Raw genomic sequence first — 24,835 nt, 5'->3', positions numbered from 1 at the left:
AGATTTGCATGACGCAGACCTGTGACGTCGCTGTGATCGGTGGCGGTCCGGCGGGTTCCACCACTGCCTACGCGTTGGCCGAGAAAGGCTGGAACGTGGTTTTGTTCGAAAAGGAGAAGCATCCACGCTTTCATATTGGCGAATCCCTGTTGCCGATGAATCAGCCGGTATTCGAGCGCATCGGGGTGCTGGACGAGGTCAAGCGTATCGGCGTCTACAAACCCGGTGCGGAGTTCTACGACGTCAATCCCGACAACCCGCCGCACCGGTTTTATTTCCGCGATGCCCTGGACAAGAATTTTCCCGACGCCTATCAGGTCCGTCGCGACCAGCTGGATGAGGTGCTGCTGCGGAATGCCGGGCGCCGCGGCGCCCAGATCTTCGAGCAGACCAAGGTGACAGGTGTGACCTTCGCCGATGAGGGCCAGGGCGCCGCGTTGACGGTCACGCCAGAGGGCGGCGAGCCCCAGTGCTGGCAGGCCCGCTACGTGGTGGATGCCTCCGGCCGCGACACCCTGCTGGCCGGGCAGTTCGGCATCAAGCGCAAGAACATGCGTCATGCCAGCGCGGCCATCTTCGGCCATTTTCGTCATGTGCCGCGCAACCCGGGCCCCGAGGCCGGTTTGATCAGTGTGTGCTGGTTCGAGCATGGCTGGATCTGGTTTATTCCTTTGCCGGACGGGCTGATGAGCGTCGGCGCGGTGTGCAGCCCGGCTTATCTCAAGACGCGCCGCGGCAGCACCGAGGCGTTTCTGGCCGACACCATCGCCCTGACCCCGCCGCATGTTCGTCAGCGCATGGCGCATGCCGAACTGGTTGGCGAGGTGCGGGCCGCCGGCAACTACTCCTACCAGTGTTCGCAGATGTGCTTTCCCGGCGCGATTCTTGTCGGTGATGCCTGGGCGTTCGTCGACCCGGTCTTTTCCAGCGGCGTGCTGCTGGGCATGCGCGGAGCGCTGCGCGGTGCGGCTTATGTCGATGCCGAACTCCGCGGGGCGCCCGAAGCCGCGGCCCTGCGGGACGAGTTCGAGCGGGTGCAAAAGCGAAGCGTCAAGGACTTCACCTGGATGATCGCCCGCTTCAACTCGCCGGGCATCCGCCATTTGTTCACGAATCCGGGCAACCCCTGGCGCGTGCAGGAAGCGGTGACATCCCTGCTGGCGGGTGACGTGGAGCGCGACAACGGCGTGCGGCCGCGGCTGATGTTCTTCCGTGGGCTTTACTACTTCTTCAGCTGCCTGAAGCCGGTGAGCGCCGTGCGTGAGTGGCTACGGCGACGCGCCCGTGTGCGCGCGGTGGTGAATTAGGGTCGCACGGATTTCTTCGCGCCGCCTGCTGTCGTCGGTTCGGTGCCCAGCGTCGCTGCGTAAGCCGTCATCTTCTCCGTTAGCGCGGTGGGCGAGGGGTAGATCATCTCACCCGTCTTGGCGTCCACCGCGACCTGTGTGGTCCAGGCCTTGGTGAGCAATTCGCCGGTATCGGCCTGCTCGATGCGGTAGAACAGCTTGAGTCGGAACTCGGTTTCCTCGACCTGGACCCGGATGCGCAGCCGGTCGCCAAAGGTGCAGCCGCGGGCGTAGCGCAGCTTGAGATCGACGACGGGCCAGGCAAAGCCCGAGGCGTACATGTCCAGGTAGGTGTAGCCCACCTGCTCCAGCAGCTCACAGCGGGCGATCTCCAGATAGCGCACATAGTGGCCATGCCAGGTGACGCCCATCATGTCGGCATCGTGAAAAGGCACTGTGAGCAAAGTCTCGTGTTCGATCATGAGAGGCGTGTCGCAGCGGCCAAACGGTCCACGGTAGAATGAAAGGCCTTCACCTTACCCAATTGTTCCTGCAATGCAGAGTTCCCTTTCCGAGTCCGAACTGGACATGGCCTCCCTGCTCGTCGACACGCTGAATCTGGAAGACGAAGCGCCGGAGGATATCGCGCCTGAGGCGCCCCTGTTCGGTGCTGACGAGGAGGGCCTGGGGCTCGATTCGATCGACGCGCTGGAGATCGCCCAGGCGATTGCGCAGAAGTACGGCGTGCACATCCGTGCCGACGATGCCCGCAACAAGGAAATTTTCCGGTCCTTGCGCTCATTGACGGATTTCGTCTCCGCAAACCGCGACGGCTGACGATGCGCCTGCTCTGGCTGGCGTATCCACTGCTGGTGCACGCGGCCATCGTGACCGAGGCCACGGCGCTTTATGCCGCGGCGTTGGTGCTGTTGCTGCTGATGAGTTTGCTGGGGCCGTTGCAACGGCGCCGCAGCTGGGCCATCGGTGTCGCGGTGTTGGGCAGTGCAGCGCTGGTCTGGGCCAGTGCGACGGGCCTGGCGATTTATTTCCTCTATCTGCCGCCAGTGCTGATGAACGGGTTTCTTTGCGTCTTTTTCATGCAAAGCCTGGCGCCAGGCCGCACACCGATTATTTCTTTTATGGCGGCCAAGATTCGCGGTGAGGCCCTGCCGCCCATACTGGTGCGCTATACCCGCCGCCTGACGGCGTTCTGGGCGGGTTTTTTTGCCTTGATGGGCCTGATCAGCGTGGTGTTGGCCATCGGGGCCAGCGATGAGGCTTGGTCGTTGTTCACCAACTTCATCAGCTACGGGATTGTGCTGGCTGTCTTTGCCGGCGAGTTCTTCCTGCGTCGACTCATCGTTCCCGAAGCCGAGCACACCTCTGTTCGTGATTACATCCGAGGGCTGGCCAACACGGATGTCCGGGACATTCGATGACCGTGGTCGCTGGCTGGCAAAGTCGTCGCGAATCGGTGGTGGAACCTGCGGTGCTGTGGGCGAGAGCGGCCGCGTTGGCAGGGGCCGATCCAGCCCGACCACTGCTCAATCTGTGCGTGGACCGCATGGATTTCGCCACCGTGTTGCTGGCTGCGGCGCGGCGTGGTCAGCCCTGTCTGCTGCCCAGCGCGGATTCTGCCGCGGCGATTGAGGCGGTGCTCGCGCGGTACCCGGACGCCCAGGCTTGTCGGGATGTGGATGCGCCGCTCCCCAGGACGGGCACCCGAGACGCCCAGGGCCTGGATAAGCTGCCCGATGCGCAGCTGGCCACCGTGGGCTTTACCTCGGGCAGCACCGGCGCCCCAAAGCCCGTGAGCAAGACTTGGGCAAACCTGCTGGGGGATGCGCGGTGTCTGGTCGCCGGTCTGGACCGGCATGGTCTGGCACAGCATGCTGCGTTGGTGGCCACCGTGCCGCCGCAGCACATGTACGGGCTTGAGCTGACGGTGCTGACGGTACTGGCTGGCCGATACCGTGTTCATGCGGGCCGACCATTTTTTCCGGCGGATGTTGCGTCTGCGCTGGAGGCCGTGGATGGGCCGCGAGTGCTGGTGAGCACGCCGGTGCATCTCCAGGCCGTGCTGAAGAGCCAGGTTGTGCTGCCACCCATCGATGTTGTGATCTCAGCGTCAGCGCCGCTGTCAGCCGAGCTCGCGCGGTCGCTCGAATCAACGCTGGGGTGTCGGGTGGTCGAGATTTACGGCAGCACCGAAACCGGGGCGATTGCCAGTCGTGAGCCCTGCCGCGACGCGATCTGGCAGTTGTTTCCCGGCATCCGGTTCGATGCGGTGGACGGCGGATTGGTCTGCGAGCATCTGCCGCAGCAGGCTCAGGTCCAGGACCAGATCGAGGTCGTGAATGCCACAGGGTTTCGGCTGCTTGGTCGGCCGGACGACATGATCAAGGTGGCCGGCAAGCGCTATTCCAGGCAGGCGCTGACGCGGCAGTTACTGGCCATCCCCGGCGTGGAAGATGCGGCTGTGGTGGGCCTGTCCGGCGCGGGACGGGTCGGCGCGGTGGTCGTCGGATCACCGTCGAGTTCGCAGATTCGTCGCTGGCTGGCCGAGCGCATCGACCCGGTGTTTATCCCCCGACCATTGCGTCGGGTGAGCGCGATTCCCAAGACAGCGACCGGCAAGCCGACGGCTGCGGCGATTCGCGTCTTGCTGGAGCAGGGAGAGGCTGACTAATGCCCTGGCGGCGTGTGATGCATGGGGCGCGGTTGCTCGGGGTGATCTGGGTACTTGGCAGCGCGGCGGGTGCGGCGCAGGCCGATGCGGCCGCGTCAGGCATCGCTGAGGTCGAGGCCCGGGTTCGCGCGGCCGAGGAGCTCACGGGGACGTTCACCCAGCGCCGCGAGATTGACTCCTTACCGTTCCCGCTGCTGTCCACCGGGCGGTTTGCCCTGTTGTCGGATGCCGGGCTGTACTGGCATGTGTTGTCGCCAGCGGAGTCCGCCTTGCGGGTACGGCAGGGTCGCGTGGACGAGCGGGTGGGCCAGGGAGCCTGGGCGCCTGTCGAGCTTGGGGCGACGGCGCAGCGCCTGACCGGGCAGTTGCTGACAGATTGGGTGGCGGGCCGGTTTCGACGCCTAGACGCCATGTTTGATGTGATGGTCCAACTCGACGATCAGGGCTGGACGGTGCAGCTGTCGCCGCGAGACGCGGCCGTGGCGTCCGTGATCCAGCAGGTTCGGTTGCGTGGGGATCAATTCGTGCGCGAGATCCGAATCAAGCACGTCAATGGCGAGGCGACCGAGATCGAACTGACACCGGCTCCGGATCGTCCACTCACCGAAAGCGAACGGGGCGTGCTGGTTGACTAGGCCTGCCGGCCAACGCGTTTGCCGTTGGGCCTGGGGGGTGCTCATGAGTGTGGCCGCGGGGCTGCTCGTCGTCGCGGGCCACCGTGGCCTAGCGCTCGAAACGGATATCCGTGCCGCCTTTGGCGGGTCGACTGCCGACTCCGAGTTGGATGCCTGGGTCGATGACATCGTCGAAGCATCGCTGGACCAGACGCTGTTGCTGATCGGTCACCCGCGGCGCGATGGGCTGCGTCAGGCCATTCAGGCTGCGGACCGCTGGCTTGCAAGCCAAGCCCTGCTCCAGCCCATGCAACCCCCTGCGGCGCTTTGGGCCGATCCGGCCTTGCGGCCACATGCCGGGCACTTGCTGACCACGGCCGACCTCGCGGACCTGCGGCAGCAGAGCGCGGATGCCTGGGCTGATCGGGCCTTGCGGCGTCTGCACGGGCCCACCGGTGGCTTGGGCGGCTACGGCGTGGCCGAAGACCTGTTCGGAACCCTCGGGCGTTTCGCTGCGAGTCGCTGGCCGGCTGGCGATGTTGATTGGATTGACGGGCTGCCCGTTGTTCGTGGTGATGGCCGCGATTGGGGCGTGCTGCGGTTACGCTCGTCTGCTGGTGGGTTTGGCCTGGCGGCCGCGGCCACCACGGTGGATGCGCTGGACGCGCTGAAAGCCACCCTCGCTGTCGCCGCCCCTGGCGTGCAACTGCTGGAGCTCAGTGTCAGCCGGCATGCCGACACGGCCGCCCAGCGTTCGCAGTCGGAGATGCGCCGGATTGGAACGGTGTCGCTGCTCGCGATCGGAGTCTTGCTTGGCTGGTTGTTCCTGCACCCGGCGCCGCTGCTGCTAACCGCGTTGAGCGTCGGCTCCGGCCTGTTGCTGGGGCTGGCCGCTGTGGTGACGGTCTTCGATACCTTGCACCTGATCGCGCTGGTATTCGGTGCCACCCTGATCGGGGTGGCCGTGGACTACGCGTTTCATTTGTTGCTGGCCCAGGGGGATGCGCGGGCGCGGGTGCGCGCCATTCGGCCGGGGGTCACGCTGGGCTGGGCGACCACATGCATCGCGTTTGCCGGGCTGTTGCTGGCGCCGTTTCAAAGTCTCCAGCAGGTCGCCGTTTTTTCAGTGGTCGGGCTGTCCGGTGCGTATGTCACGGTCTTCGCTCTGCTGGCCTACTGGCCACGGCTGGACCGGTGGCAGCCGCGGCCCGCGGCCATGCGACTCGCCGACTGGCTGCTGACAGGCCGGCGCTCCAAGCCGCGCTGGGGGCTGCTGCTGGGCACGCTCGCCGCTGCTGTGGCCATGACCGGACTGCTACGGCTGGCCCCCAATGATGACTTGCGCGCGATGTACTACAGCGCGCCCGCATTGCTGGCCGAAGCCGGGCGCGTGCAGGCGCTGGTCGGCGGGGTGGAGGCGTCGCAAATGTTGGTGCTGCGTGCCGACGACCAAGAGTCCCTGCTACGGGCGTTGGAGCAGGTGGGCCCGGCCCTGGATCGGTTGCGCGGCGATGGGGTGGTAACGACGGTGATACAGGCTGGCCGGTCGCTGCCCTCGCTCGGGCGGCAGCAGGCTTCCCACGCCGCGATGGCAGCAACGCTCTATGCGCCTGGCGCCGCCCTGGATCGCCTGGCGGCCCGGCTGCAAGCCCCATCACAGTGGGTGGATGCACGTCGCGCCGCGTTTCATGCGAGCCGGCCGCTGACATTCGAGCGCTGGCAGACCTTGACCGCAGCAACGCCGCACGCGGGACTGATTCGACCTCTGGATCAGGGTTGGGGCGCGCTCCTGCGCCTGGGGGGCGTCAGCGACCTGCCGAGGTTGCAGCAGATGGTGAACCGGCAGCGAAAGGCTGGTCTTGATCTGCAATGGTTGGACACGGTGGCGCAGGCCGAAGCCGGTCTGGCGGCGGCGCGCAGGGATGCGACGCGGGTGCTGCTGTTCGCGGCCGTGGTTGCCGGCCTGATCGTGGTGCTGCGGTACGGCCTGCTGCGGGCAGCGGTCGTCGCCGTGCCACCTGGCCTGGCGGTCGCGGTCACGCTTGGACTGTGTGGCTGGGCGCAGGCGGGATTCAGCGTGTTTCGTCTGTTCGCGCTGCTGCTGGTGCTGGGCCTGGCCATCGACTACGCCGTCTTTGCTGCGGAGACGGTGCGCGACCGCCAGCGCACGCTGGTCGCCATCGTGCTCTCCATGCTGACCACGTTGCTGGCATTCGGCCTGCTGGGTCTGAGCGCGACACCGGCCCTGGCCGAGTTCGGTGCCACGGTGGTGTGCGGTGTTGTGGTCGCCTTTGTCTCAACGCTTGGGTTGTGGCGGGCAGGTTGGTTGAGGGTGCGATGATGCAACGCTGGATGCTGCCGCTGCTGGTCGCCTGCGTGCTTCCGGCCTGTACGCGCTGGCTCGGGGTGCCCCCTTGCACGCCGATCTTGCCGCCTCAGCCGGTGGTGGGTTGGCCGGTCGCTAAGGACTGGGCCGAGCTCGTCCGACTGCAGCCGCAAGGTGGCGACGAGCGCCGTCTGGTGGCGGTGGTTAGCCGCGATCCGGAGCGGCTCCAGCTACGGGGTTTGAGCCCGCTGGGCCTCGACTGGTTTCGGCTGGAGTACGAGGCCGGCGAACCTGTGGTCGAGTGGATCGGTGGGCCGCCCGCTGATTTCGATGCCCGGGTGCTGGTCGGTGACTTTCAGCTGGTGCACTGGCCTGTCGAGCGACTCCAGGCACAACTGCCACGCGGCAGGTGGTCGCTGACGGAGCGCAACGGCCTGCGGACCTTGTCATGCGGGAATCAGCTCGTGGCCACGGTGGAATACCTTGCCGATGGCGGTTGGCGGTTGTTCAACCCGGGGCTCGGCTATACGCTTGTGGGTCAGCCACTAGGCGCGACCGGCACCAAGCCACCGTCCGGGCCATGACCGGGTTCCGCTGGTCCCGTACCGCCTTGCTACAGACCCCGCCGATGCGATTCCGCGCATGACGCAATCTGAATTCAGTCTGCCCTCGCTGCCCTGTGCCGCCGAGGCGTTCCTGCCGCATGACGCGCCGATGGCCCTGGTGGACCAAATCCTGACTGTGGAGCCAGGGCGATTGATGGCGCGTGTGGACATTCATCCGGACTGCCAGTTTGCTGATGCCGATGGCGTGCCGGTTTGGGTGGGCATCGAGTACATGGCGCAAACCATCGCGGCGTACGGCGGGGTGCTGGCGACCACGCAGGGGCAGCCGGTCAAGATCGGTTTTCTGGTGAGTGCCCGCAAGGTGCGGTGCGCCGTGGATGCCTTTGGTTTCGGCGATGTGTTGGATGTTGAGGCTCGTGAGATCAACATGCCAGACGACGGGCTGGCGACCTTCGATTGTCAGGTGCTGCGTGATGGCCAAAGCCTGATGAGCGCCCGCATCAATGTTTACCAGCCGGCCGATCCGCTCCGGTACCTCCAAGAGAACGCATGACTGAATCAGCTGAATCCATATTGATTACCGGGGCTAGCCGGGGCATTGGTCGGGCCGCTGCGGAGCGGCTGGCCGCCGATGGCTACACCGTGGTCATCAACTACCGCAGCCGTGATGACGAGGCGGCGGCCGTGCTGGATGCGATTGTCCAGGCCGGGGGGCAGGGGCGCCTGCTCAAGTTCGACGTGGGCAACCGCGAGCAGGCCCGGCAGGCCATTACTGCGGATATTGAGGCGAACGGCGCCTATTACGGGGTGGTGCTCAGCGCGGGCGTGTCCAGCGACGGTGCCTTTCCCGCGCTGGGTGAGGCCGACTGGGACCGCGTCATGACCACCAACCTCGACGGTTTCTACAACGTCTTGCATCCGCTGACCATGCCGATGATCCGGCGCCGAGCACCCGGGCGCATCGTGGCGCTGACGTCGGTCTCTGGCCTCATGGGCAATCGCGGTCAGGTGAACTACAGTGCATCGAAGGCCGGCATCATCGGCGCCGCCAAGGCCTTGGCAGTGGAGCTGGCCGGTCGCAAGATCACCGTCAACTGCGTGGCCCCTGGCCCGATTCGCACCGAGATGATCAGCGAGGCGCCCATGGAAGAAATGCTGAAGCTCATCCCTGCCAAGCGCATCGGCGAGCCGGAAGAGGTCGCGGCGCTCATCGCATTTCTGTGCTCCAAGGATGCCGGCTACATCACCCGACAGGTGATCTCCATTAACGGAGGCATGCTTGGCTAAGCCAGATCGCGTGGTCGTCACAGGGATGGCCGGGTTTTGTCCGCTAGGCGGCAGCTGGGACGATATTGCCGACCGTCTCGGTCAGCATGTCAGCGGTATCCGGTACATGCCGGACTGGGACCAGTACGAGGACATGCGGACCCGGCTGGCCGGTGTGATTCCACAGTTCGAGTTGCCGGCAAGCTATACCCGCAAGAAAACCCGGACCATGGGGCGGGTTTCAAAGCTGGCTGTCCGCGCCTCCGAACTGGCGCTGGAGCAGGCGGCGTTTCCATTGGAGACGGCGGATCTCACGGAAATCGGCGTCGCCTATGGGTCGTCGAGCGGCTGCACGGCGGCGACCATGGAACTCAGCAAGTTCCTGGGCGGTGACGGCCGGAGTGGCGTCAGCTCCACCAGCTACCTGCGCATGATGCCGCATACCACCGCGGCCAACGTCAGCATGCACTTCGGGCTCAAGGGGCGGATTATTCCGACTTCCAGCGCCTGCGTGTCTGGCAGCCAGGCGATTGGCTATGCCTATGAGGCGGTTCGCTTCGGTCGTATCGAGGCCATGGTCGCCGGGGGCTCCGAGGCGCTTTGCCCGTCGCAGGCCGTCGTCTTCGACATGCTGTATGCCACCAGTATCAAGAACGACACGCCCACCCAAACGCCTTCGCCGTACGACGCCGAACGCGATGGTCTCGTCATCGGCGAGGGCGGCTGCTCCTTCGTGCTTGAATCGCTGGAGTCGGCGCAGCGGCGGGGTGCGACCATTCTGGCCGAGGTCGTGGGGTATGGGGCCAGCTCCGATGGGGCGCATGCCACGCGGCCCAGCCAAGACATGATGGCCCACGCCATGCGGCAGTCGCTTAAGGATGCGGGCATCCCGGCCAGTGAGGTGGGTTTCGTCTGCGGGCATGGCACGGCCACGGATCATGGCGATGTGGCCGAGAGTCAGGCCACGGTCGAGGTCTTGGGTTTCAAGCCCATGGCCTCGTACAAGGGCCATATGGGGCATACCCTGGGCGCCTGCGGCGCTTTGGAGTCGTGGTTTGCGATCGAGATGATGAACCGGGGCCGTTTCGACCCCACCCTCAATCTCCGCACGCCTGACCCGGCCTGTGGCGAGCTTGACTACCTGATGGGCGAAAGTCGCGACATCGACACCGAATACGTCATGAACAACAACTTTGCTTTTGGGGGCGTCAACAGTTCGCTAATATTCAAGCGCTGGCAGGCCTGATGTCAGCGGTTTGCCGTCTCGGCGGCAGGCCCCATGCAAAACGGAGTTTGCACGCATGAAACAATGGATATTTGCCCTCTTGCTCGGCTTGGTGGCCGTGGCGCCAGCCCAGGCGCGGGATGATCACAAGACCTATCCGCTATCTGACTTTTTTGCACGCGAAGATGTGCAGAATCGGCTCGGCAATGATGTGAAGTTCTATTTTGGCGATCAGGCCCATCCGGCCATTGCCTCCCGGCTTGGCGAATACCAGTCGAACAAGAAGACCAACGCCTTTAACAAGACCGATCAGGAAGCCTGCGAATGGGCGCTGCTGTCGGCCATGTTGTCGCTGCGCGACCGTGCGGTGGGCCTCGGGGCCGATGCCGTGGTCAACATCACCAGTAACTACCGCAATACGCCGTTCTCGTCTCAGTCCGAGTACATGTGCGGGGCGGGGAACATCATTGCGGGTGTCACCATGAAGGGCGAAGCCGTTAAATTCGACTAACAGGCGGTCAGACCTCCGCGGCGCGTGATGCAGCCGCGCTGCGGTCAGCGGTGGTGTGGGCCGACAATGGCCAGACACCCTCGATTTCCAGCATCAGGTCGGTGCGGCAGATCTCGCCGACGAGCGGGATCACATCGAGATGCTCACCCCAGCGTGCGCGGATGCGCTCGACAACAGGCCCCAGTGGGACCTCGGGCCGCAGATAGGCGCGTAGTGCTCGGGGCGCGGCCTCCACACCGGCGTGGGCGGTCAGTGCTTCGAGATTGCGGTGGGTTTCGTCCAGCTGCCGTGCCCAATCGCCCGGATGCTGGGTCTCATGGCCGACAATGCTGGCCGTGCCGGAGACGATGAGTGACCCCGCATCGACCCTGGCTGCGCGCGCAAAGGACGGGCTGGCAGGTCCGTACCGGCGTGGATAGCGATAGGCGGACAGTTGTCGCGGGTTTTCGACCGGTTGGCACGGCTGTCCCCCTGCGATGAACATGAGATAAACCAAGGGCGCCTGGCATCCGATGGCCGTGGCAGGCGGCAAGGCGCGATCCGGCACGGCAGACTCCCGCAGCGCGCGCAGGCGGCCCACGCTGAACAGGCGATACCGTTCCTGGTCGCCATCACCGATGTTGATGTCGGCCAGGAAATTCCAGACCCGCCAGAGATGTTGATGGGGCTGGGCATCCAGCCATGTCAGCAGCTCTGTGTAGGCACGGTAGGCCAGGGTTTCGATGGCCTGCCCGGCGTCTTCGAGCACCAGCGTACCGATGGTTTCGGTGCCGCTGCGAACGAACTGGATGCGTCCGGTCTGGCCCGAAGTCACGGGGCCCGAGGACGTGGTCCAGACCTCGCGTAGATTGGCCTGACTGCCCAACGGGGTGACCATCTGGCGGGGATCCTCGGGGCGCGGCCCCGGGGTTTGTGCAAAATCCACGACCGCCATGACATCCGGGCTGTCCAGCAAGGTTGGCGTGTTGAGGTGGGACGTGTGGACGGTCAGCATGGTCAGCAGGACTGGCCGCGGCTCGGCAAGCCCCCTGTGGTCTCGGAAGCTTGCCCTGGCCAGCGGCGTGGGCGGGCAATTGAATTGAACAGTGGATAGTGCATCGCGTGAGCGAAGAATGGCGATCTTACCAAGAGCGGGGCAGTGGCTTCTGGATTCGCGTGGTTTTCTGGCTGGGCCGGTGTCTCGGTCGCCCGCTGACGCGACTGATGCTATGGCCCATCGTGAGTTATTTCGTGCTGACCGGGCGCGACGCGCGCCAGGCTTCGCGAGACTACCTGCGCCGTGTGCTGGACCGCCCGGTCCGGCGTGGGGATATCTGGCGTCATCTGCATGTCTTCGCGTCGACGATCCTGGATCGGCTGTATTTCTATACCGACGATCAGGGCGTTTTCGATGTCTGCGTGCAGGGCGCGGAACTCTTCGATTCGATCACCCGCTCCGGGCGGGGCGCCTTGTTGCTCAGCGCCCACCTGGGCAGCTTTGACGCCATGCGCGGGGCCGCACAGCAGCGTGAGGACAATTTGTCCCTGCGAGTGCTGATGGATCTGTCTCACGGCGCCGCGCTGAACGCCGCGCTGCGGAGCGTAAATCCCGCGTTGCTGGATCTGGTGATCGACTCATCCCAGGCATCCACGGAACTGGGTCTGGCGATCCGAGATGCCATTGAAGAGGGCTGCGTGGTGGGCCTGATGGCCGACCGCGTGAACAGTCCCCAGGAGAAGACCGTCACGGTCGAGTTCTTCGGTGAGTCGGTGCGTGTACCGGCCACGCCATGGCTGCTGGCGGCCGTGCTGCGCGTGCCGGTGCTGTTGGGTATTTGCACCTTCGAGGGTGGGCGCCGCTATCAGGTGAACTTCGAATGCCTGCACCCGGGCGGGCAGGCCATTGGCAGTCGCCAGCGCATGGCCTTCGCCCAGCAACAGGCCCAGGCCTATATGGCGCGGGTCGAGCACTACGCCCGGCGCAGCCCCTATAACTGGTTCAATTTTTACCGCTACTGGTCAGACGAGGCGCAGGTTTGATTCGCCGGCCCAGACCGAATCGGCGCCACAGCATTTTGAAGAACAGCCGGGCGTGCATCCCTGAAATACGAGCGTTGTCGCGCAACATACGGAAGTGCGAAACCCCGTCTTCGGGATAGCGAACGCGCGTCGGGACATTCACGACGGGTGCGCCATCCCAGTAGGCATGGACGAGAATATCCGTATCGAACTCCATGCGATGGCCGATGCGGTTGCGCTGCATTAACGCGGCCGTGAAGGTCACGGGATAAATGCGAAATCCGCACATCGAATCCTGGATTTGTAGGGACGCGGTGTTGATCCAGACCCAGACGTGGGTGAGATAGCGCCCATAGAGTCGAATTCGGGGCACGGATTCGTCATAAATTGGCACGCCGCTGATGATGGCATCCGGCCGGTCTTCTGCCGCGGCGAGCAGGCGGGGCAAGTCCTCCGGCGCATGCTGTCCATCGGCGTCGATCTGGATCACGTGACTGTGCCCGGCTTGCTGCGCGCAGCGCAGGCCGTGATGAAATGCCGCGCCCTTGCCCTGGTTGTGGGGCAGGCGCTCCAGCCGGATCCAATCCGGCTGCTCGGCCGCCAGGTGCTGCAGGGTGTTCGCACAATCGCGGTCGCTGCCGTCGTCGATGAGCCAACAGGGCAGGCCGTACGGCCGCAGGCGTTCGAGCACGCGGCCAATGGCCGCGCCATGGTTGAACACGGGAATGACAATGCAGGGGTTCAGGCCGGACACGGGCGTGGGCCTCAACGCCAGTTGATCCGGCCGCTGGCATAGGTGCGCTCACCCTGGGCATAGCGAAACCGGGTGCTGCCTGCCTCGGGGTTGTGTTGCAGCGTCAGCGTAACCTCGTCGTGCGGGGTCAGGACATGGTGAAATTTGAGATTGGCAATGCTGGCCACGTGGGGGGCTTGATCGAAGTGTTCGCAGCTCGTGCGAATGGCCCAATGCGTTAGCGCGACGCCCGGAACAATCGGCGTTTGGGTGAAATGGCCCCGGAAATACGCCAGATGCTCGGGAATTTGCCAGTGGCAAACCAATTCCAGGCCGTGTTCACTCCGGCGCTGCTCGATAGGCAGCGTTGTCCAGCGGACGGCGGTCATGAGTTGATCAGGCGCTGATCATTTCATCGACGGCATCGACGATGTCCTGCACCGTGCGGACGCTCTTGAACTGCTCGGGTTCGACTGACTTGCCGGTGATTTCCTTCAGTCGCACAACAAGATCGACCGCGTCGATACTGTCGATATCCAAGTCTTCATACAGCCGGGCGTCGGGGGTGACCTTTTGCGGCTCGATTTCGAACAGTTCCTCGAACAGGCCCTGGAGCGTGGAAAAGATGTCGGTTTGAGATTTCATGGCGATTCGCGGACGGTGGTTTGGCGGGATTCGCCCGGATGCGGGCGAATCGATCAGGGCGCTGCGCCTGATGGCGCCGCACGATGTTGCTTCCCTGGTGTCGACCAAAACAGCGTGCAAACTCCCTGCCGCCATTGTAACGATGAACGTCGCTTGTGGTCAGGCCATGATTGTGATCGATCAGTCAGTTGCTGCCTGCCGACCGGAAAAAATGGCGTGGAACACATGGCCCGCGGCAGGCGCCCACACTCGCCAGACGTGCCCGCCCCGCGGTTCGTAATAGTGAGAATCCGGGATGACTTCGGCGATTTGCTCGGCCGCAAGGTGAAACTTGTCCTTGTCTCCACAAATCAGCCACACGCGCCGGGCGCGTTCGGGGTCATCCGCAAATCCTTTGAGCATCCGCCAGATTTCATGCGGAACATCGTCGGGATGCACGACCGGTGGTGCTGGCCCGGGCTCCCACTGACGCAGCCCGCCGGCCTTGTCGATGGATTTGGCGAGATCTTTTCGCCCGGTGAACGGGGCCATGAGAACCAGGCCGCTCAAAAAGCCTGGGTGTTCCCGTTCGTACAGCAAGGTGCCAAAACCGCCCAGCGAAGCGCCGGCCATCCAGATATCGGTGAATCCCTCGGCCAGTGCGGGTTTGATGATCTCCGACTGCAGGCGCTCCAGCAGGCTGCGATCCATGTAGTACCCGAAACTTGCCGCGGCGAGGATGACGGTGGCGTCCGGGTTTGCCCGCTGGATCTGTTCGACCATGCCGGAGTCTTGCAAGCTGTCCATGTCGTCCTGGATGCCGGGAAGAACGATGACCAGCGGCCCCGCGGTCGCGCCGCTCGGTGCGGGGTACCGGGCCTGCGGGATGGGGCCATCCGGAAGCTGATGCGAGACCAGGCAGGCACCCAGCACGAGGCTGAGCAACAGCACGCTGATCAGGCTGGCGCGGATGGGGTGGCGTTTGATCATCTCGGGCATCCTGAGGGGCATTGGATCGAGCCTACGCGCGCCGGGTCATCGGGGCATTGTCCAATCTAGGCCGCCGCCTGCGGCGGAGTCCAGGTCTTGAGCAACTGCCACAGCTTGCGTTGCTGTAGCCCCAGCATGGCGCCGGTGGTCAGTACGCCGCCCATGAGCGCACCGCCGACACCCGCGGTCACGACATCCTGGCCGGTGAGGAACAGGCCTTTGACCGGGGTGATCGGGTGCAGCCAGCGCTGGCGGAACCGGTCGGGGTCGTGGTCCAGGCCGTAGATTTCGCCGCGATCGTAAAAATTGAACCACTCGGTGGACAGCGGCGTGGACAGTTCGTGGTAGTCCAGCGCATCGCGCAACTGCGGCATGTGCTGGAACAAGACCTCCAGCAGGCGCTCGGACAGTCCGGCCTTGAACGCCTCGTAGTCCTCGCCCCGCTGGTTCCAGGTGGAGTCGCGCCATTGCTCAAACCACTCGTAGGGGCCGAGGGAGATCACTTCGACGGTGCTCTTGTCCGGATATTGCTTCGGCCAGTCAGGGTCCTTTGCAGAGGGGAAGGATACGTAGACCAGGGGGAGCGGCGCGGACTGGTCGGCCTCGAAGCGTGCGAGGTTCTCCTCGTGCCTGGCGCTCGGATAGATCCACAGATTCGTCCGCGGCAGGCCCAGCGACTCAGCCGTGCCCTTGAAGCCGGCGTACAGACAGATATGTGAGGCCGACGGTCGCACCGTCTTGAGCTTGTCCGGGTAACCGTGACGCAGGCGCTCGGCTTCCGGCAGCAGCTTCTCAAAGGTGTTGCGTGCGCCCGCATTGCTGACAATGGCGTCGGCGCGAATCACCTTGCCGTCGGCCATGCGCACGCCCCGCGCGCGCCCTTGCTCGACGACAATGGACTCGACTTCGGCATAGGTGAACACCTCACCGCCACCGGCGCGAATCACCGGAACGATGGTGTCAGCCATTTTCCACGAGCCGCCAACCGGGTAGCAGCCCCCGTCAAAATAGTGCTTCGCCACCGAGGCGTGCATCAGGAACGTCGCCTCGGCCGGCGGCATGCCGTAGTCCCCCCATTGGCCGGTGAGTACGCCAATCAGTTCCTGATTGGCGGTGAGGCCTTCCAGCACCTGGCGGACGGTCATGGTGCACTCGGGTGGCACGCGCTGGTCGCGCACCAGGCGGTAAAGCCAATTCAGCCCGGGGGACAGCGCCTGACCGGTGAAGAATTTCCGCATGGAGCCGGCGACGCGGACGACCAGATCCACATAGGCATCGATGGCATCGGCTTCCTCCGGGAACTGCTGCTTGAGTCCGCGCTTGAAGGCCTCCCGTCCGGCGCAAAAATCATAGCGTTTGTCACCGATGATGATGCGGTCGTAGACGGCGTCCATTTGCGCCCATTCGAGCTGGCCGTCGGAGATTACGTCGAAGATGCGCCGAAGCGGGGAATAGGGTTTGTGCACTTCCCCGATGTAATGCACGCCCACGTCCCACTCGTAGCCATTGCGCTCGTAAGTGTGGGTGAAGCCACCGGCCGTATAGTGCTGTTCCAGCACGCAGACGCGGCGTCCCAGCCGGCTGAGCAATGCCGCATTGGCCAGACCGCCAATGCCTGAGCCAATGACGATGACATCGTAATGATCATCTGCGCGCTTGGCGCGATAACGCTTGCCGACTCGTTTCATGTCTGTTGATCCCGATCTTGTTAGTGTCTGCTCCAGCACACAGCATAGCCCCTGCGCTCGCCGGATCTGACGCTGAGCGCCCATCATGGAAGCCGTTCATGAACGAATCGCTGCAAACTGTTGCCGCGCTGGTCGGCGAACTGGCCCGGCTGCGTCGCGAGGCCGAGCGCGCCGGTGAAACCGACGTGGATACCGGGGTTCTGGCAACCGTCACAGCCGACGGTCGCCCGACGGCGCGCACGATTAATGTCCATTTCGCGCCTGACCATCAGATCGTGTTTTTTGTGAATCGTGGCTCGGAGAAGGGGGTGGCGCTGCAAGGCAACGCGGCGGTGGCGCTTTGTCTGTTCTGGAAGGCTTCCCGGGTTCAGGTCACGTTGGATGCCCAGGCGCGGGAGCTAGGTGCCCAGGCCGCCGACCAGATCTGGGCCAGTCGGGATCGCAATACGCAGCTGCTGGCGCTGGTGGCCGCCCGGTATCCCGGGGCCGATGCCCAGACACTGAAGCGTGAGTTCGAGTCGGCTCGGCGCAGCTTGAGTTTTGAGCGAGTGCCACGCCCGGAATCCTGGGCTGCGTATGTGCTTGATCTGGAGCGCGTCAGTGTCTGGCGGGCGAACTGGCCGCAATCTGGCCAGCGCCGTCTGTTTCAGGTCGATGGCGACCAGGTGTCGGCGATGGAGGCACCGCCCTACTGAGGCTGAACGACGGCGGCCCCGGAGCAGCCGCGTCGTGGACGCTGGCCGCTCCAGGGCGATGCCACCTACTGCAGGCGGGCCACGGCGGCCTCACCCACACCGACCAGGCGGCCGCTGAGAAAGACCAGTGGGGTGGTCTCGTCGCGGGTGGTGTCGCCATCCGACGTCGTGCGGTGGGTGCGGTAGCGCAGAATCCGGTACTCACCTTTGTCGCCAGCGAAGACCTCCGTGAAGTCCGGAACACCCAGGTGCGTCATCACCGCCGTGGACGGCGTGCCCAGCGATAGCGTGGCGATGTACTCCCGTGCGTTGCGTTCCTGCTTGCGGATTTCGCGGTGCGAACTCGAACTATCATGGCCGTCACCGGTGACACTCAGCACGCAGCCGCTGGTGAGTAACAGGCCAAACGCGGCCGTCGCGACAATAAGCGGTTTCATACGATTCCCCGAAGTTGGTTGAAGTCGCGACCTGTTCAGCACAGGGCGTGCCATTGTCTTATTGTCATATAAAACAACGAGTTACAGATTCTTCGCGTCGCGTTCTGCTGCTCGGATTGGCGAGTATGGCCGATATTCGGGGTATTTGGCCGGGTTGCGTCGTGGTGATGCTAAACGGCCCAGCCTTGATCTCGGCGGCCAAGCTTGTCTTGATCACGCCTGAATACGCGTTTGAGGCTCTGATGTCGTCACCTGCCGTCTTGTTTGTTTGTCTGGGCAATATCTGTCGTTCCCCACTGGCTGAGGCTGCGTTTCGCGTGGAGTGTGAGCGTCGCGATTTGGAGGTGGGTGTTGATTCGGCGGGGACGGGCGACTGGCATGTTGGTCAGCCCCCGGATGTTCGTGCCCAGGCCGTGGCGCGCCGCCACGGCGTGGACATCAGCCGCTATCGAGCGCGGCAGGTCTGTGAAGAGGACTTTATCCGGTTCACCCATGTGGTCGCGCTGGATACCGACAACCTGGCCGATCTGCAGGCGTTGGCGCCCCCTGACGCCACGGCCCAGTTGAGCTTGTTGCTGGATCATGTGCCGGGACGCGCCGGTGAACCGGTGGCCGACCCGTACTTCGGTGCGGCAGACGGTTTTGATGTCACCTGGGCCGATGTGACGGCAGGCGCTGCCGAGTTGGCGCGGCAATTGGGCGAAGATTGACCCACTGGATCGACCGCGCCGCGGTGCTGCTGGGTGAGCCTATTCGACAGCACCAAGCGATATCAGGGGGTGATGTGGCGGCGGTCGCCCGTCTTGAACTTGCCAGTGGCGCGGTTGTGGTGGCCAAGGCGTCACCCCAGGCCATAGAGGAAGCGACGATGCTGCGCCGCTTGGCGGCAGCCGGTGTGCCCACACCGGAGGTGCTCGCCCAAGACAGCGCACTGTTGGTCCTTTCGTTGATTCACCACGACGGCTGGGTCGAGACCAGCTGGCAGGACCTGGGCCGGGTGTTTGCACGGCTGCATCAGACCACCGGTCCGCACTACGGCTGGCATGCCGACTACGCCTTTAGAGATGTGCCGATTCTCAATACACCCTGCGGCCACTGGCCGACGTTCTGGGGACAGCAGCGCTTGCTGCCGCTGGTAGCAGACCTGCCGAGCGAGCTGGCACAGCGCACGGAGCGGCTGATTGCCAGCCTGCCGGAGCGGCTGCCGGCACGGCCCGCCGCCGCGCTGCTACATGGTGACGCCTGGACCGGCAATTTGCTGGTTCGCGACGGTCGCGTGGCCGCCTTCATCGACCCTGCCTGCTATTTCGGCCATGCCGAAGTCGACTTGGCCATGCTGCGCTTGTTCGCCCGGCCCGGCGGCGAATTCTTCGAAAGCTACGGATGCAGTTCGTCTGAGTCCGATGAACGGTTGCCGGTGTACCAACTGTGGCCTGCATCGGTCCATTACCGGCTGTTTGGCCCGTCATACCGGGGTTTGGTGGAGCGCCTGCTCGCTGACGCAGGTGTGATGTTTCGCGCGTGACGGCGCCGCCACCGGCGATTGTTCAATTCATTTCGAACGCAACTAACCTATGTTCTGGTGCCGCCAGAAGGCCCTGCGCAAGGTGATCCGAGGTTTTTAACTGGAGGCTGCGATGCTTGATGTCAATGTCCTCATGCGTGCGGTGCAGGACTCGGCGGACAGCGTCGTCATCACCCAGGTCGGTGATGGGGGCGATCACCCGATCGTCTTTATCAATCATGCATTTGCTCGCATGACCGGATACGCCGAGGCCGAGGTGCTCGGCCGTGATTGTCGATTCTTGAACGAGGGGCTTGATCGTCAACCCGAGCTGGACCGGCTGCGCGATGCGCTGGCGTCCGGGCTGCATTGTCGTGTTGTGGTGGAAAACCTACGTAAGGATGGGTCGCGCTTCTGGAACGAGTTGAGCATCTCTCCCGTGCGTAACCCAGATGGACGGTTGACCCATTTTCTGGGGATTCAGCACGACGTGACGGAACAGTTGCAGCAGCAGCGGGCGCTGGAAACCCAGGCGGTCACGGCAGGCTTTCAACTCGATGAGCTGGCATCCAAGGTCTACCACGACCATCTAACCGAGCTGGTCAATCGTCGCGGTTTCGATGAGGCGTTGGCACGGCTCTGGGCGTCGGACTCGCCGCGAGACCGCCCATTTGCATTGCTGCGTATTGATGTCGATTTTTTCGAATCCTTCAATGATGCCCACGGCCAGACCGACGGCGATCACTGCCTACAGGATGTCGCCAGAGCGATTCAAAACACGGTCTCGGATGAGCGGGCCACCGTCGCGCGCTATGTCAATGACGAATTCGCCGTGCTGGTCCCCGGGTACGACACGCAGCAAGTCGAGGCCTTGGGCGAAAAGATCCGCAGCGCCGTGGAGTTGCTGAACATCGAGCGAGCCGATGTGCCGAGCCGACGCGTTACCGTGAGTGTGGGCGGGACAGTCGTTGAGGCGCACGACGTACCGGCCGTGACCATCGACCAGGTGCAACGGTTTGTTGATGCCGCCCTGTTCGTGGCCCGCGGTGGCCGCGATATTTTCCTCGGAACGGGCAACTCCGTGGATATTCGCCCTATCGCTTCGCGGCGGCAGCCGCCCACAAAGCCGCAAACCGGTTCGGTGGCACCCAACCGGCATCCTGGGAACTTGGCCTGACCGATTTGGTCTCGTCTGGGGCTGAGCGGACAGGGCGGTGGCTCACAGCATCTGGTGATTGTCCGTTCCGGCGCGTAGATTGCCCCTGGTAGACATCAGCCGGCACGAACGGGTTTTGCCGCTGGTGCTGCTGCGGGATACACATTGGTTTGATGCCCGGGAATCCAATGGCCGACAGTTGCCTTGTTCAGTCGTATGATCGGCTGGTGTCTCTGTCCGAGGCAGATCGGATGTTTTTGCGTGCTTTGGAAGAGCATCCGCAAGACGTCTCCGCTGGGGCCGTGGTTGCCGAGCAGGGTAGTGCTTGTAACGACTTGTTCGTGGTCTCCAGCGGTTGGTGTGCCAGCGAGATCACGGACGATGCGGGCCATTGCCAGATCGTCGATATTCATCTGCCGGGCGACATTATCGGCACCCGCGAAGTCGCGTTTGCGCGTCGGTTGTCGACCTTGCGTGCAGTGACGGATACCACCGTATGTCCGTTTCCCCGAAGTCGATTGAACACCATGTTCCAGCAAGCACCGCGACTGTCTGGCGTTTTCGTCCTGATTGCCATGCGTCGTGAGGCCATTCTGTCGGAACGAATTTTCGACTTGGGTCGCCGTGACGCACTGTCGCGGGTTTGTCATTTTCTGCTGGAGATCAAACAGCGCCTGGAAGACAGCTGCACGCTGCGTGAAGACCGATTCGAGATGCCGCTGACCCAGCAGCAACTGGCAGACGCCCTGGGGCTGACGTCAGTGCATATTTCACGGGTGGTTCGCCGCCTGCGCGAAACGGGCGTCGTCGACATGCGCCGAGGCCAGGTTCGTATTCTCGATGCGCGGCGGCTCAAGCAGCTCGCCCGAATGAACGAGGAATATCTGGACTTGGACACAAGCTGGATTGAGGGCGCCTCTCCGCTGGCGGTCGATCCCTCCATGCTGGACGGTCAGCCAGAGAGCGCTCTGCCCGAGCTGGACGGCGTGGCCTTGCCCCAAACTGTTGTGGAAGACCGGGATGACCCGGCAGGCCCCGGCAGCGCCGATGAACCGGCGCGTCCGACTCGGGAGCCATCGGCGCGGTAGCCAGATCTGCTGACTGACAGGCCGGAGCGACGCCGCCTCGGGGTGTCGGCCGCAGTCATCCCAGCCTCCGACGTGACCCGGCCGAAGGCTGGCGTCCACCAAGCGTCCCCGCAGCCCAGCCACTCGGGTTGATCGGCATGACCGACGCTCGCTCTGTCGCAGATCGGCTACCCGACAACGGCCGGCCGGCCCTACGGATATCGCGCGATGGTTGGATGGCGCGAGCCATTCCGGCGCGGGAGACGATGGCCCGCGGGTCTGATCATTCAATCACCGCTAAACGGATGTCTTTCTTCAGAGACAGTCAACACTCACTTTAAAAACAACCACATAGTGTTGGCCGGGGTTTCGGCTGTTGGTCATTGGCGACAGAAAAGCCGCATTTGCCGCTGGTCACGATCCGCGCTTCCGCAGTGCAGCACCGCAAGTGGTTGATACGTAAAGCTGAATCCAATTTGGCACTGAGGTTGCCACTTGTCTGGCAAGCCGGCGCTTTCGTCGGTGCGGGAACGTGGCAATCGACTCTCGATTGGGGGAAGGGACATGGATTGGTTTTGCCTTCTTAGGAGAGTGACGTGCGTATCAGCATCTTTGGAATGGGTTATGTCGGGGCCGTTTGCTCCGCGTGTTTCGCGGAGGATGGTCACGAAGTCGTGGGTGTCGATGTCTCGGACAGCAAGGTTGACCAGATCAACCGGGGCGAATCGCCCATTGTTGAGCCGGGGCTGGCCGAGCTGATCAGTCGCCAGGTCAAAGCCGGACGGCTGCGCGCAACGACGGATGCCGAAGCGGCAGTGCGCGACACGGACTTGTCCATGATCTGTGTCGGCACTCCCAGCCAGCGCAATGGTGACCTGGACATGCGCTACGTGCGTTCCGTGTCCGAACACATTGGGCGTGCACTCAAGCACAAGCAGGCCGCGCACACCGTGGTCGTGCGCAGCACGGTGCTGCCGGGTACGACACGTCAAATCGTCATCCCCACCATCGAGTCCGAGAGTGGCAAGCGCGCCGGCGAAGATTTCGGCGTGGGCGTCAACCCCGAGTTCCTGCGTGAGAGCACGGCGATCAAGGATTATCGCGAGCCGCCCATGACCGTGATCGGCGAGCTGGACAACTGGTCGGGCGATCAGCTTTACCGTCTCTATCAAGCATTGCCAGCCCCGATCATCCGCAAGCCCATCGAGGTGGCGGAGATGGTCAAGTACACCTGCAACACCTGGCACGCCGCCAAGGTCACTTTCGCCAATGAGATCGGCAACATTGCCAAGAGCATGGGCATCGATGGTCGCGACGTCATGGAAGTCGTCTGCCAGGACCGCAAGCTCAATATCTCGGACTACTACATGAAGCCGGGCTTCGCCTTTGGCGGGTCTTGCCTGCCCAAGGATGTCCGGGCGCTGACGCACCGGGCCGGCCGACTTGATGTCGAGCATCCGATGATCGCCGGCATCATGCGTAGCAACCAGCAGCAGGTGGACCGCGCGCTGCAAATCATCGAATCCTTTGGTGAGCGCCGCGTTGGCATGCTGGGGTTGAGCTTTAAGTCCGATACGGACGATCTGCGCGAGTCGCCGATGGTCACGCTGGCCGAGTCGCTCATCGGCAAGGGTTTCGAGTTGTCGATCTTTGATCGCAACGTCGATTACGCCCGCGTACATGGCGCCAATCGCGACTACATCAATACCAAGATTCCGCACATCTCATCGCTGCTGCGTTCGGATATCGATGAGGTGATCGGGGACTCGAAGCTCATGGTGCTGGGCAACCGCGATCGCATGATCGTCGAGGCCTACGAGCATCTGCCACAGGACAAGATGGCGGTGGACTTGGTGGGGCTGATGAACCACCGGTCCAACCACTCCCGCCAGGGCATCTGCTGGTAGCGACGGGCTGTCGGCGATCCGGGCGACAGCCCGGGTCGCCAGCCCGACGGTCAGGGAGTTGATATGAGTCTTCGAGACATCCTTGGGTGGTCGACCTATATCGCGGCACTGCTGCTCATCGCCGCCCTGCTGCCCCACACCCATTTCGACCCGGCGCATTCCGAGTTCATTCTGATTCTCGGTGCGGTGGGCCTGTGGCGTTACTCGCTGGGCATCTACCACTTTCTCCGGGCTATGTGGTTCACCCATGTCGCCTACCCCGCTGCCCGCCGCAAGGTGCAGGCCATGGGCGAGGCGGCCATGCCCAGTCACGTGTATCTCCTGGTCACCAGTTTTCGGATCGAACCACGGACCACGGCCCGCGTGTACATGGCCGCGTTTCAAGAGGCGCTGACCTGTGGCTTGCCTGCCACTGTCGTGGCCTCGATTGTCGAGTATGGCGACGAAGGTCTGATCCGCGCCCTGCACCAGAAGGTAGACCCCGAGGGCCGGATCGAGCTGCGCATCGTGCGTATCGCCGGTACCGGTAAACGGGACGGCTTGGCCCACGGTTTTCGCGCCATTTCGCGCTCGGCGCCGCCGCCGGACGCGATTGCCGCCGTGATCGACGGTGACACCGTAATCGAGCCCGGCATCGTCCGCAGAACCGCGCCTTATTTCGCGTTGTTCCCTAAGGTGGGTGCGCTCACCACCAATGAGTTCTGCAGCGTTGAGGGCTCGCGGCTCATGCGTGAATGGCATCGCCTGCGCTTTGCCCAGCGGCACATGTACATGTGCTCCATGGCCCTGTCCAAGCGCGTGCTGACGCTGACCGGGCGCATGTCGGTGTTCAGGGCTTCGATCATCACCTCCCCCGAGTTCATCGAGGATGTGCAGTCCGATTCGCTGGACCACTGGCGACTGGGTCGCTTCGCGTTCCTGACCGGAGACGACAAGTCCAGCTGGTTCAGTCTTGTTCGCCAGGGCTTTGACACCTACTACACGCCCGATGCGGCCATCCATACCGTGGAGCACCCGCCGGACAAATCCTTCTGGCGAGCCAGCCGCAAATTGATGTTCCGCTGGTACGGCAACTCGCTGCGTCAGAACTCCCGTGCGACCAAGCTGGGTCCTGGCCGGTTGGGCTGGTTCACCTGGTACGTGCTGTGGGATCAGCGCATCTCCATGTGGACGAGCCTGTTCGGGCTGGCCGTGTCCATTGTCGGGGCCCTGTACTACGGCTGGGCGATCTTCGTTGGCTACGTGCTGTGGATCGGCCTGACCCGGCTGGCCATCACTCTTGTGTTGCGGTGTACCGGGCACCCGGTGGGGCCGATGTTCCCGGTGCTTTTGTACTACTCCCAGATCGTCGGTTCGCTGGTGAAGATCTATGTCTTCAACCGGTTGGACCAACAGTCCTGGACTCGCCAGGACACCAAGCTTGTCCGCGAGCTCGGGCGCTTTCAGGCGGCCTTCAACCGCTGGTCTTCACGGGCCATGACGGCATCGGCCGCCAGCATCTTCATGGCTTTTGTCTTTTTCGTCGTCTAGCGGCGTTTCATCCAGGGAATCAG

27 protein-coding genes are annotated in these 24,835 nt (G+C 63.7%); 19 read left to right on the top strand and 8 right to left on the bottom strand.

The genetic code is table 11. From position 1 onward, the window contains the following. The first annotated feature begins 8 nt into the window (after positions 1–8). On the top strand, positions 9–1,307 hold the full coding sequence (locus tag DEH80_RS11955) for an NAD(P)/FAD-dependent oxidoreductase (RefSeq protein WP_109720736.1): 1,299 nt from the start codon (positions 9–11) through the stop codon (positions 1,305–1,307). Here DEH80_RS11955 and DEH80_RS11950 read toward each other — a convergent pair. Beyond that, complete coding sequence (locus DEH80_RS11950) at positions 1,304–1,768, bottom strand: acyl-CoA thioesterase (RefSeq protein WP_109720735.1); 465 nt, start codon at positions 1,766–1,768, stop codon at positions 1,304–1,306. The two genes, DEH80_RS11955 and DEH80_RS11950, sit on opposite strands and share 4 nt — an antisense overlap. Before the next feature lie 73 nt (positions 1,769–1,841). Between DEH80_RS11950 and DEH80_RS11945 the strand changes: the two genes are divergently transcribed. Genes DEH80_RS11945 through DEH80_RS11905 form a run of 10 tightly spaced genes read left to right on the top strand, consistent with a single transcriptional unit; the run spans position 1,842 to position 10,483 of the window. Beyond that, positions 1,842–2,123 carry a phosphopantetheine-binding protein gene (locus DEH80_RS11945; protein ID WP_109720734.1) on the top strand — a complete coding sequence of 94 codons (282 nt, stop codon included), beginning with the start codon at positions 1,842–1,844 and terminating at the stop codon, positions 2,121–2,123. Positions 2,124–2,125: 2 nt separating this feature from the next. Then, positions 2,126–2,725 carry a COG4648 family protein gene (locus DEH80_RS11940; RefSeq protein WP_109720733.1) on the top strand — a complete coding sequence of 200 codons (600 nt, stop codon included), beginning with the start codon at positions 2,126–2,128 and terminating at the stop codon, positions 2,723–2,725. After that, positions 2,722–3,975, top strand: coding sequence for an AMP-binding protein (locus DEH80_RS11935; RefSeq protein ID WP_109720732.1), 1,254 nt, complete (start codon positions 2,722–2,724; stop codon positions 3,973–3,975). Before DEH80_RS11940 ends, DEH80_RS11935 begins: the two co-directional genes overlap by 4 nt. After that, the gene (locus tag DEH80_RS11930) at positions 3,975–4,610 is read left to right on the top strand and encodes an outer membrane lipoprotein carrier protein LolA (RefSeq protein ID WP_109720731.1); all 636 of its coding nucleotides are present in this window, start codon (positions 3,975–3,977) and stop codon (positions 4,608–4,610) included. Before DEH80_RS11935 ends, DEH80_RS11930 begins: the two co-directional genes overlap by 1 nt. A gap of 43 nt (positions 4,611–4,653) precedes the next feature. Next, complete coding sequence (locus DEH80_RS17350) at positions 4,654–6,930, top strand: MMPL family transporter (RefSeq protein WP_165831452.1); 2,277 nt, start codon at positions 4,654–4,656, stop codon at positions 6,928–6,930. Beyond that, positions 6,927–7,499: a DUF3261 domain-containing protein gene (locus DEH80_RS17345; protein ID WP_165831451.1), complete on the top strand. Its 573-nt coding sequence runs from the start codon at positions 6,927–6,929 to the stop codon at positions 7,497–7,499. Before DEH80_RS17350 ends, DEH80_RS17345 begins: the two co-directional genes overlap by 4 nt. A 58-nt stretch (positions 7,500–7,557) precedes the next feature. Continuing rightward, on the top strand, positions 7,558–8,034 hold the full coding sequence (locus DEH80_RS11920) for a hotdog family protein (protein ID WP_109720730.1): 477 nt from the start codon (positions 7,558–7,560) through the stop codon (positions 8,032–8,034). Then, entirely contained in the window at positions 8,031–8,768 is a 738-nt protein-coding gene (gene fabG, locus DEH80_RS11915) for a 3-oxoacyl-ACP reductase FabG (RefSeq protein WP_109720729.1), read from the top strand. The genes DEH80_RS11920 and fabG overlap by 4 nt, the downstream gene beginning before the upstream one ends. After that, the gene (locus DEH80_RS11910) at positions 8,761–9,993 is read left to right on the top strand and encodes a beta-ketoacyl-ACP synthase (protein ID WP_243412803.1); all 1,233 of its coding nucleotides are present in this window, start codon (positions 8,761–8,763) and stop codon (positions 9,991–9,993) included. Before fabG ends, DEH80_RS11910 begins: the two co-directional genes overlap by 8 nt. A gap of 55 nt (positions 9,994–10,048) precedes the next feature. Further along, positions 10,049–10,483 carry an excinuclease gene (locus DEH80_RS11905; protein WP_109720727.1) on the top strand — a complete coding sequence of 145 codons (435 nt, stop codon included), beginning with the start codon at positions 10,049–10,051 and terminating at the stop codon, positions 10,481–10,483. A gap of 7 nt (positions 10,484–10,490) precedes the next feature. On the opposite strand, the gene DEH80_RS11900 is transcribed toward DEH80_RS11905, so the two are convergent. After that, complete coding sequence (locus tag DEH80_RS11900; RefSeq protein WP_109720726.1) at positions 10,491–11,477, bottom strand: chorismate transformation FkbO/Hyg5 family protein; 987 nt, start codon at positions 11,475–11,477, stop codon at positions 10,491–10,493. A 107-nt stretch (positions 11,478–11,584) separates the two neighbouring features. Between DEH80_RS11900 and DEH80_RS11895 the strand changes: the two genes are divergently transcribed. Next, positions 11,585–12,502, top strand: coding sequence for a lysophospholipid acyltransferase family protein (locus DEH80_RS11895; RefSeq protein WP_133249227.1), 918 nt, complete (start codon positions 11,585–11,587; stop codon positions 12,500–12,502). On the opposite strand, the gene DEH80_RS11890 is transcribed toward DEH80_RS11895, so the two are convergent. The 5 genes from DEH80_RS11890 to DEH80_RS11870 all read right to left on the bottom strand — a co-directional run bounded on the left by DEH80_RS11890 (position 12,462) and on the right by DEH80_RS11870 (position 16,516). Then, complete coding sequence (locus DEH80_RS11890) at positions 12,462–13,250, bottom strand: glycosyltransferase family 2 protein (RefSeq protein ID WP_207774581.1); 789 nt, start codon at positions 13,248–13,250, stop codon at positions 12,462–12,464. The genes DEH80_RS11895 and DEH80_RS11890 overlap by 41 nt on opposite strands. Then, positions 13,247–13,603, bottom strand: coding sequence for an ApeI family dehydratase (locus DEH80_RS11885; protein WP_109720724.1), 357 nt, complete (start codon positions 13,601–13,603; stop codon positions 13,247–13,249). Before DEH80_RS11885 ends, DEH80_RS11890 begins: the two co-directional genes overlap by 4 nt. Before the next feature lie 7 nt (positions 13,604–13,610). Next, positions 13,611–13,859: an acyl carrier protein gene (locus DEH80_RS11880; RefSeq protein WP_109720723.1), complete on the bottom strand. Its 249-nt coding sequence runs from the start codon at positions 13,857–13,859 to the stop codon at positions 13,611–13,613. 180 nt (positions 13,860–14,039) lie between these two features. After that, on the bottom strand, positions 14,040–14,828 hold the full coding sequence (locus DEH80_RS11875; RefSeq protein ID WP_133249226.1) for a hypothetical protein: 789 nt from the start codon (positions 14,826–14,828) through the stop codon (positions 14,040–14,042). 65 nt (positions 14,829–14,893) lie between these two features. Continuing rightward, the gene (locus DEH80_RS11870) at positions 14,894–16,516 is read right to left on the bottom strand and encodes a phytoene desaturase family protein (RefSeq protein WP_109720721.1); all 1,623 of its coding nucleotides are present in this window, start codon (positions 16,514–16,516) and stop codon (positions 14,894–14,896) included. A gap of 98 nt (positions 16,517–16,614) precedes the next feature. On the opposite strand from DEH80_RS11870, the gene DEH80_RS11865 reads away from it, so the two are divergent. After that, positions 16,615–17,211 carry a pyridoxamine 5'-phosphate oxidase family protein gene (locus DEH80_RS11865; protein ID WP_109720720.1) on the top strand — a complete coding sequence of 199 codons (597 nt, stop codon included), beginning with the start codon at positions 16,615–16,617 and terminating at the stop codon, positions 17,209–17,211. A gap of 65 nt (positions 17,212–17,276) precedes the next feature. Here the strand turns inward: DEH80_RS11865 and DEH80_RS11860 are convergent, their stop codons facing one another. Continuing rightward, positions 17,277–17,648: a DUF3192 domain-containing protein gene (locus DEH80_RS11860; protein WP_165831450.1), complete on the bottom strand. Its 372-nt coding sequence runs from the start codon at positions 17,646–17,648 to the stop codon at positions 17,277–17,279. Positions 17,649–17,890: 242 nt separating this feature from the next. Between DEH80_RS11860 and DEH80_RS11855 the strand changes: the two genes are divergently transcribed. The 6 genes from DEH80_RS11855 (at position 17,891) to DEH80_RS11830 (ending at position 24,812) form a co-directional block, all read left to right on the top strand. Next, positions 17,891–18,358 (top strand): low molecular weight protein-tyrosine-phosphatase, encoded by a 468-nt coding sequence (locus DEH80_RS11855; protein WP_207774580.1) that lies wholly within the window; start codon positions 17,891–17,893, stop codon positions 18,356–18,358. After that, on the top strand, positions 18,355–19,173 hold the full coding sequence (locus DEH80_RS11850; RefSeq protein WP_109720718.1) for a fructosamine kinase family protein: 819 nt from the start codon (positions 18,355–18,357) through the stop codon (positions 19,171–19,173). Before DEH80_RS11855 ends, DEH80_RS11850 begins: the two co-directional genes overlap by 4 nt. 112 nt (positions 19,174–19,285) lie before the next feature. Continuing rightward, positions 19,286–20,329, top strand: coding sequence for a GGDEF domain-containing protein (locus tag DEH80_RS11845; protein ID WP_109720717.1), 1,044 nt, complete (start codon positions 19,286–19,288; stop codon positions 20,327–20,329). 230 nt (positions 20,330–20,559) lie between these two features. Then, entirely contained in the window at positions 20,560–21,396 is an 837-nt protein-coding gene (locus DEH80_RS11840) for a helix-turn-helix domain-containing protein (RefSeq protein WP_165831449.1), read from the top strand. Between the two features lie 575 nt (positions 21,397–21,971). Beyond that, positions 21,972–23,282, top strand: coding sequence for a nucleotide sugar dehydrogenase (locus DEH80_RS11835; RefSeq protein ID WP_109720715.1), 1,311 nt, complete (start codon positions 21,972–21,974; stop codon positions 23,280–23,282). A 63-nt stretch (positions 23,283–23,345) separates the two neighbouring features. Continuing rightward, positions 23,346–24,812 (top strand): glycosyltransferase family 2 protein, encoded by a 1,467-nt coding sequence (locus DEH80_RS11830; protein ID WP_109720714.1) that lies wholly within the window; start codon positions 23,346–23,348, stop codon positions 24,810–24,812. Positions 24,813–24,835: the final 23 nt, after the last annotated feature.

The sequence above is a fragment of the Abyssibacter profundi genome (assembly GCF_003151135.1).
Classification (GTDB): domain Bacteria; phylum Pseudomonadota; class Gammaproteobacteria; order Nevskiales; family OUC007; genus Abyssibacter; species Abyssibacter profundi.
This window is presented reverse-complemented; position numbering and strand designations above follow the sequence as displayed.